8 protein-coding genes are annotated in these 7,853 nt (G+C 41.1%); 5 read left to right on the forward strand and 3 right to left on the reverse strand.

The features are described 5' to 3' along the window. Positions 1-23 precede the first annotated feature (23 nt). Entirely contained in the window at positions 24-1,271 is a 1,248-nt protein-coding gene (locus tag J2Z34_RS10680; protein WP_209459851.1) for a hemolysin family protein, read from the reverse strand. A 203-nt stretch (positions 1,272-1,474) separates the two neighbouring features. Here J2Z34_RS10680 and J2Z34_RS10685 point away from each other — a divergent pair, with 203 nt between their 5' ends. From J2Z34_RS10685 to J2Z34_RS10700, 4 genes are all read left to right on the forward strand, one after another. Beyond that, entirely contained in the window at positions 1,475-2,032 is a 558-nt protein-coding gene (locus J2Z34_RS10685) for an HD domain-containing protein (protein WP_209459852.1), read from the forward strand. Continuing rightward, complete coding sequence (locus J2Z34_RS10690; protein ID WP_209459853.1) at positions 2,029-2,553, forward strand: guanylate kinase; 525 nt, start codon at positions 2,029-2,031, stop codon at positions 2,551-2,553. The genes J2Z34_RS10685 and J2Z34_RS10690 overlap by 4 nt, the downstream gene beginning before the upstream one ends. Before the next feature lie 131 nt (positions 2,554-2,684). Continuing rightward, positions 2,685-2,906, forward strand: coding sequence for a hypothetical protein (locus tag J2Z34_RS10695; protein WP_209459854.1), 222 nt, complete (start codon positions 2,685-2,687; stop codon positions 2,904-2,906). Between the two features lie 120 nt (positions 2,907-3,026). After that, a complete protein-coding gene (locus J2Z34_RS10700) occupies positions 3,027-3,761 on the forward strand; it encodes an NlpC/P60 family protein (protein WP_209459855.1) in 735 nt (244 codons plus the stop codon). Between the two features lie 157 nt (positions 3,762-3,918). On the opposite strand, the gene J2Z34_RS10705 is transcribed toward J2Z34_RS10700, so the two are convergent. Together J2Z34_RS10705 and J2Z34_RS10710 are read right to left on the reverse strand one after the other, a co-directional pair. After that, entirely contained in the window at positions 3,919-4,908 is a 990-nt protein-coding gene (locus tag J2Z34_RS10705; protein ID WP_209459856.1) for a Gfo/Idh/MocA family protein, read from the reverse strand. 77 nt (positions 4,909-4,985) lie between these two features. Next, a complete protein-coding gene (locus tag J2Z34_RS10710) occupies positions 4,986-5,429 on the reverse strand; it encodes a YaiI/YqxD family protein (protein WP_209459857.1) in 444 nt (147 codons plus the stop codon). An 889-nt stretch (positions 5,430-6,318) separates the two neighbouring features. Here J2Z34_RS10710 and J2Z34_RS10715 point away from each other — a divergent pair. Next, the coding region (locus tag J2Z34_RS10715) for a Cna B-type domain-containing protein (protein WP_209459858.1) at positions 6,319-7,853 on the forward strand (1,535 nt) is incomplete at its 3' end.

Below are 7,853 nucleotides of genomic sequence, written 5' to 3' on the forward strand. Positions count from 1 at the left end.
ATCGGAAAACCATGTTAACTGGCTTAAGTGAATATCCTGACTTTTTTAATCCTGTTCTTGTCTACTTCCTCAACAATGAAGCGAATACCTTCTGATTCGATTTCCTGCCCATTTTCCGGGAATGTTCCAAGAACACCGATTAGATATCCCCCGACTGAATCAAATTCCTCAGATTCAATGGTAGTCCCGATTTCTTCATTAAGTTCATCGAGACGGAATGATCCTGTAACGATATATTCATCCTCTTTTATGACTTCTATATCCTGTGTTTCCTCGTCGTCATATTCATCGCCGATCTCACCTACGATTTCCTCAAGCAGGTCCTCAATTGTTGCGATTCCGACAGTACCGCCGTACTCATCAAGCACAACGGCCATATGATTGCGTTCCTTCTTTAGCTCCTTGAAAAGGTCGATAATCTTCTTGAATTCGTATGTAAAGTACACTTCCCTCACATTGTCCTCGAGATTGAAATCAGATTTCTGTTTATCACTCAGAAAAAGCAGGTCCTTGACGTTAAGGACACCGATGATGTCATCTATATCTTCCTTGTATACCGGTATTCTTGAAAATTGTTCATTCATTATGACTTCAAGGACTTCCTGATATGTGCTTCTGACATCGAGAGCTACAATATCTACCCTCTGGACCATGACATCCTTAACCTGAAGATCACCGAACTCAAATACGTTGAAGAGCATCTCCTTTTCTCCTACCTCGAGAACTCCCTCCTCACTTCCGACGTCAACCAGAGTCTTAAGGTCTTCTTCAGTGATTGCGGGGCCGGTTTTCTTTGGGTTCCCTCCGAGTACGAGAATAAGAAGGGAAGATGCCTTCTGAAAGAGGAATACTATTGGAGCGAGAAGTATCTTTATGGCGTTAATCGGTCGTGCCACAAAAAGCGAAACAGGTTCCGAATGTTGTGATGCCAGAGTTTTTGGTATCATCTCACCGAAAATGATTATAAAAACAGCCATTATGGCAATCGAAACAGGAAGAGCCCCGTAACCGTATCGTTCAATGGCAAGCTTGGCACCTAGCGCCGTTGCTGCCACGTTTGATATGTTGTCTCCGATAAGAATGGTTATTACGACCTTTGATGAATCATCAAGAAGGCCTTGAACCAGATATGCACCCTTTACTTCTTCCTCGACCATGTGCCTGAGTCTTATCTTGCTGAGAGAAAGCAGGGCGGTCTCGGAGGCGGAAAGAAATGCTGAGATAAATATCAGAACGACTATGAGGACTAACTGCCACGTGCCAGCTTCCAAAGAAAATCAACTCCTAACGATTACTATGCAATAATTATATCAAATTACACTGCCAAGCGGGAATATATCGCTTCCTATGTTACTTTTTTTGGAAAAATCTGTTAAATTAGTCTATAGTGACAGCTTTTATGCACAATATATGATAGAAGCTGTGGATAGAATACATTGCTATGTGGAAAGAAATGACAAGGGAGGAAGTCAATATGGATAGGTCAGAGGCATTCGGGCTTTTAAGGAAATACGTCGAGGGAGATGTTGTGTTGAAGCACTCGCTCTCTGTTGAGTCTTCAATGCGACAGATGGCAAGGTATTATGGTGAGGATATTGAAGAATTCGGTCTTGCCGGACTCCTGCATGATATCGACTATGAGAAGTTTCCGGAAACCCATCCATATTCTGGGACTCCAATACTCAGGGAAGCGGGGGTTCCTGAAGAGATCACTTCTGCAATACTGGGACATGCTACCGAAGGACCGAGGGATACTCTAATGGCAAAAGCCCTTTTTGCGGTTGATGAGCTTTCAAGCTTTGTTACTGCATGTGCATTGATGAGACCATCAAGGAGCTATGATGACCTTGAGGTTTCTTCTGTAAACAAGAAACTGAAATCAAAGGGCTTTGCAAGAGGTGTGGATAGAGAGCTTATTGACATCGGAGCAGCTGAGCTTGGCCTGGAAAAGGATATACTCATCATGGAAGTCATAAAAGGTCTTAGGACAAGAGAGAAGGAACTGGCTCTTGTGGGTTACACTACACTATGATCTATGTGATTATCGGTCCGTCAGGGACCGGGAAGACCACACTTGGCGACTACTTCAGGTCACTTGGCATGAACGAGCTCGTGTCGCATACCACACGCCAAATGAGACCGGGTGAGGTAGATGGAATTTCATATCACTTTGTGACTGAGGAAGAGTTCAACCTTATCGATAAAATTGAGGAGTCGATATACTCTGGAAACAGATACGGCGTTTCAAGGAAAGAGGTGGAGGAGAAACTGAGAAGTGGAGATGTCTTCGCTGTAACTGACATAAATGGAGCGAAAGCATTCAGAAGGATATTCGGCGATCTTGTTTCTGTAATCTATATTTCCAGCAGTGCCAGAAGACTCAGGGAAAGGATGAAGGAAAGAGGCGACTCCAAAGAGAGCATCCGGGCCAGGATAAGTACATTGATGGATAAAAATGAATATAGAAACAGGTATTTTGCGGACCACGTGATTGAGAATAACGTTTCAGTCAGTACGTTTTTGAAGCAAGGCAGAAGATTAGTCGGGAAATAGTGACATTGAATGCTAAAAAACGTTAATTTGTGACTAAATTCTTGAATTATTGGCAATAACTTCAAAGATAGTTTACAGACTTCATTTTATCACGACGTATAATAGGTTTAGTGATGAAATGGGGGAACGAAATGCGGAAGTTCGCTGCTTTGCTTATTGTTATATTTTCAATAGTCTATCCGAATATTTTGGCATACGGCAAGGAGTCTGCCAAGGCTACTATTGTCCCTGCTGGAAACACTGATATCCAAGCTCTTTTATCCGCTATTCTGATTATGCTGATACTTACAGTGTCTGCCATTCTGATATTCAGAAAAGGTTCCCGAAGGGATGCAACAGATGCTGATAAATAGAAATTTTTGGCTCCTGGAATTTATTCCAGGAGTTTTAACATTTCTTAAGGCAAAGTTCAAATATTTTTGAGATAATGTTAGTTGGAATAATAACAAGCCTTTAGGCGAATCAGGTGAAAAATGGAAGACAGACTTAAATTTCATGACAACAACAGGGTAAAGCGAGCCCGTGAGATAAGAAAAAGGAACAAGAGAAAAAGAAGGCTCTGGATGGGCTTTTTAATTATGCTCGTTGTTATCTTCAGCATTTATCAGCTGGACAGGAAGGGTTATTTCGAAGTCATCTTTGAAAATAGCGTTACATATTCAGGGACAAATACATATTTTGAGCCGGTAGGAACTTCGGTAAAGAGGGATGACATTGCAAAAATGGCTCAGTTACTTATAAACCACCCTTACAAGTTTGGATATTCAGAGGTTGTAAAGGGAATACCGGTTAATCCTATGGATGCTGCAGGCTTCGTAGATTGGGTTTATTATAATCTAAGCGGAAAGATCCTCTCTGCACAGACAACATCAACCGGGCCAGCAACCACAAGGATATGGGATGCATCAACTCCGGTAATGGAATCAGAGCTGAAGGTCGGGGACATAGGATTTTATGAGGTGCCTGAAAGCAACAGGGTGAACCACATTGGGATATATATGGGGGAAATAGATGGCAACAAGGTCTTTATCCATGCCGGCGGTATCAACTATAAGGCTGATGGATTGGATGAGGGTAGGATTGTAATATCCTACAACAACTCCGTAAAGAGAAACAACAAGGATATCTATGGCAATAAATTTACACCTGCTGCAGAATCCACACAGTTTCTTTACTATCGAAGGCCTAAGCTTGACATCATTGACTAGTTGAAGGAGGAGCACATGAAAAACAGAAGTAAATTGATCAGGTACATTACTATAGGTATTGCGATAGCCATGGTGGCATCGGTAGTAGCATCGCTTGTTTATTGACAGGCTGAAAAACGGCTGGACCTTTAGGTTTCAGCCGTTTTATATTGCGAATTTATATGTCTGCAGGATAAGTCAGGCCAATCTGGCTTCTTGCCTCATCCAGTATATTATGGACATCAAGTGCCAGCGAATATGAGTTGATGCCAGATTCAAAAGTGCCTTCTTCAATAAGTGAAATGAACTCCTGTGCCTCGTACATCATGTTGTGATTCACTTGGTCAGGAATATGCTCTTCAACAGTACCGTCCCTCAAGATTAAAGTGATCTTCTCAGGACTTCCTATCTTGTCTATCAGTATGTTTCCAAGCTCACCCTGAATTTCTGAAGGCATTTTTGAATTGCTTATCTTGGAATGAGTTATAACTGCTTCCATTTCTGCATACTTCATTAGAATCGACCCGGTACCGTCGACGCCTCCGTCTTCAAGAATGACACCATTAGCAGATATTCTAAGCGGCTTTCCGAACATATGGACTGCGGGGTAAAGGCAATATATACCAATATCTAGAAGCGAACCATTCGAGAATTCCTTCCTGAATGTATTAACATATTCACCATTCTTGTGTCGGTCATATCGTGATGAATACTGGCAGTAGTTGCCGATGTATTTCCTAACCTTCCCGATTCTCGGCAATAGCTCCTGAAGATTAAGGTATGCCGGCATGGTCAGAGATTTCATTGCCTCCATATATAGCAGGTTCTTTGACCTTGCAAGTCCTATTACTTCTTCAAGCTCCCTTGAGTTCGAAACGGCAGGCTTTTCGCATAGCACATGCTTTCCATGTGAAATCATAAGCATGGACTGGGGCGCGTGTAGTGAGTTTGGACTTGCGATGTATACAGCATCGAATTCTGATGATAAGGAGAATTCCTCAAGGTCGTTGAAGTAGAGGATATCATCACCGAATTTGCTGCCGAAGGCTTTTGCTCTATCAATGTCCCTCGAGTATATTGCGCTGAGCCTGAAGCCGCTAACCTTTTGGGCTCCATAGATGAACAGTTCTGTTATCATGCTGGTTCCGATAATTCCGAATCTTACCATGCTTACCTCCTGTCGATGACACTATTCTTCAAGTATAGCAGTTGGGATAGAAGGATGTTTCCAAATTGAGGTAATCATCATCGATTGACCAGACTTTCAATCAGCCTGAGGAGTGAAGCCTTGAAGCTCTCATCATCGGCGGACGTTCGTTTTGGAATCTTCGTATAAATCTTCTTGTCTTTCCTCATTTTCCTGTTCACATGCCGCTTGTCCAACAGACTGTCGATATTTCGACCATCCATGACGAGACCGTTCTGGTTGATGCAATTTGCTCCTCTGGTCATTGCCATTGCTGCAAGACCGTAGTCCTGGGTAACCAGGATATCTCCCTTACTTATCATGTTGGCTATTGCCAGGTCAGCAGAGTCGCTTGAGATATCAACAGTTACTATCTGGGCGTAATCATCCGTGATTTCATGAGCATAGTTCTTTACGATTACGGCTCCAACTCCATATTTCTTTGCAATTTCAACCGTTAGCTTTGCAACAGGGCATCCATCTGCATCTATATATATTTTCAATATTAATCCTCCGTTTGTAAGAAGTAATTCTACTAAAGTAAAGTCTATAGAATTGGAAATACAAAAACAAGAGATAAAGCAAAGGGTAAATATGCATATAAATCGAAATTTGGCATAAATATTTAATTTGATTATAGTTCAAGTCGTTATTGAGTATAAAATAAGATGAATATAAATAATTTAAGCAATTAGTTAAAGTATTAGGAACAATTCGCTGGCTTGTTGAATGGCCACTGGATAGGGTTATAATTAGATTGAAGAAGTACAAAGTCGCTTATTATAGTATCTATAGCATAAATAGCTATGAAGACCTACAATATAGGGACTTTTCATGATTAGAATATTTCAAAATATGCTCAGTGATTATTTTAATTGTATTATATTATTCGTTAGAATTTAGCGCATGGATAATTAATATCAATTAATTCATTCGGATAGTTTGAGTACATTTTAATACTGTTTTTTGAGTAACTTCAGGAAGGTGATTGATCTTGAAGCATACTTTAAGATAATTCGCGAGTTTATTGGATTTCCTGTAAAACGTCACTATTCAATGGATTTTGGAGGATTTTTCGATTGATTGTAACTGGGCACTGCAATCTGCTCAAGTAAGAATACTGATGAATGAATTTTCGATTTGGACAAACTTAAGTTAAGTGCGTAGCTTACTAATAGTAAACCGTGGTATTTGTACTCATTACTGCTCTAGTGGACAAATATCATTTTAGTGTGTCTTAAAATAACTTTTTTGAAATAGTTGCATACTGCAACTTGATAGCAGATATTCAACTTTGATATTCAAATGCTGAATATCTGAGAAGATACATAAAGAATGATATTGCGACGAGGGATACATGCCTGTTCGAAAGAGGAAAGGAAGGGAAAGGAAATGAACAGGAACAAGTCGCACCATTACTGGCGAAAATGGATTATGGTTTTAGTATCATCCCTATTCGCATTTACATTCGTTTTTGCATTGTCTGCAAAATCTGAAACAGCCTATGCCGCAACACAATGGACACCAGAAGCATTCACTTTATCACCTCAGGCAAAATGGACTACCGGTGGTACTGCGGGATACTATGAAGGAGATGTTGTTCCTCATCGTATTACAGCAAAAAGTTACGAGTATAATCCTAGTGACGGAATTTACATCTTCCACGACTATCTTGATGACAAAGGCTACTATGGATTTGATGGTGTTGTAGGAACAGTAGGTTTTCCTGATGGTTACTTTTTCATAGGACCGTCTGAAAGCACACCTAATCTTGCAACTCCGGATCCGAATGACTTCATTAAGGACATTAATGGGCATCCGATTACAGGTGATACGCCTATTGACTTGATACCTCACTTGTATGAACCGGGACCGGATACCTTCACTATATCAGGACCTGTTGTGGACACTACTACGATATCAAGTGAAGCCAAGACAATAAGATACCAATTGATACCAAACACATTAACTCCTTTCCTGGGTGAACTTGAAACACTAGGAAGTTGGTCGATGTATTGGGAGGCACATTTAAGCGAGACTGATTCACAAAACTTTTCATTCCCAACACTTACAGACTATATTGATTATGGATCAGGCTTTAGGTCAGGAAGCAATCTGCATTCGTATATCGATGCAGAGGATTCTGGATTGAAGACACTGCCTATTGGCGCACCTTTCCATGAATATAGGTCAATCGATGTATGCAAAATCTGGAGAGGAACCCCGGGTAGTTCTGTAACTATAAACCTTCTAGCTGATGGCGTACCGACAGGCCTTACGCTGACATTACCTGAGAGTGATAGCACACCGTGGTGTGGATCATTCTACAATGTCCCTATTTATCATAAGGTTGGCAACCAGTTGATTAAGATTGTATATACGATCTCCGAAAATCCTATTATTGGATACAGGACACTTCCAATTGAGGGAAATGCATCAACAGGATTTACAGTAACAAATGTAGAGATAATTAACATTCCTATACAGAAGGTTTGGACAGGAGGACCGATACCGACAGCTGCCTCGATCACTGCTACATTATATCAAAACGGTATTCCGATCATGACAGCTGAGTTAGTTTCACCAAACTGGACAGCAAGCTTCAATAATTTGGACAAAGCAAATCCGAGTACAGGTGTACCATATACCTATACTGTAGAGCTTGACGAGGATGATGTACCGGATGGATGGGTACTGTCAGGACCGATAATGAACGATGCGGGCGTTTTGGTATTCACAAATACCAACAATGAGACAACATCGCTGTCAGTACTGAAGAACTGGACAGGCGGACCAATACCAACAGCTCCAATAATACCAGCTTATGTATATCGTGATGGAGGAGCAACACCAGTAGCGACCTATGACCTGGTATCGCCGACATGGGCACATACCTTCACAGGACTTGACAAGTATGCAGATGACGA

It is taken from the genome of Youngiibacter multivorans (genome assembly GCF_017873395.1).
Classification (GTDB): Bacteria; Bacillota; Clostridia; order Clostridiales; family Clostridiaceae; genus Youngiibacter; species Youngiibacter multivorans.

Coding starts and splice junctions, on each gene's coding strand:
- J2Z34_RS10685 (WP_209459852.1), top strand. CDS start 1,475: ATGGATAGGTCAGAGGCATTCGGGCTTTTAAGGAAATACGTCGAGGGA.
- J2Z34_RS10690 (WP_209459853.1), top strand. CDS start 2,029: ATGATCTATGTGATTATCGGTCCGTCAGGGACCGGGAAGACCACACTT.
- J2Z34_RS10695 (WP_209459854.1), top strand. CDS start 2,685: ATGCGGAAGTTCGCTGCTTTGCTTATTGTTATATTTTCAATAGTCTAT.
- J2Z34_RS10700 (WP_209459855.1), top strand. CDS start 3,027: ATGGAAGACAGACTTAAATTTCATGACAACAACAGGGTAAAGCGAGCC.
- J2Z34_RS10705 (WP_209459856.1), bottom strand. CDS start 4,908: ATGGTAAGATTCGGAATTATCGGAACCAGCATGATAACAGAACTGTTC.